This window comes from Vibrio sp. T20, from assembly GCF_007858795.1.
Lineage (GTDB): Bacteria > Pseudomonadota > Gammaproteobacteria > Enterobacterales > Vibrionaceae > Vibrio > Vibrio satsumensis.
Map to the genome: position 1 here is coordinate 1 of NZ_VFEB01000216.1, position 289 is coordinate 289.

Here is a 289-nt window from a genome sequence, read left to right on the forward strand (position 1 = left end):
TAATACTCGCCCACACGACCATTGCAGGGATGTTTGATTTCACGGCATTAAAGCTAGTGAAAATAGCGCTCATGACATCAACACGTCTCTCCATCATCAATGGAATTGAAAAGGCAGAAATACTGAATATTAGGCTTGCGATAACAAAACCAATCACAGAACCCGTGATTAAAAAGGGAGCAAACTCAGCCAATGGTGCGCCTTGCACTGAAGGGTAGAGCGCGTGCAATAACGCAGCGATACGCATCCAGAATATCATCGCAACCATCAACACAATCGCAAAGGCCCA

The 289-nt window shown here is 45.3% G+C and carries 1 protein-coding gene; it reads right to left on the reverse strand.

Translation table 11 applies throughout. From position 1 onward, the window contains the following. On the reverse strand, positions 1–289 hold a 289-nt coding region (locus FTW16_RS21465; protein ID WP_146492390.1), incomplete at both ends, for a DUF2189 domain-containing protein.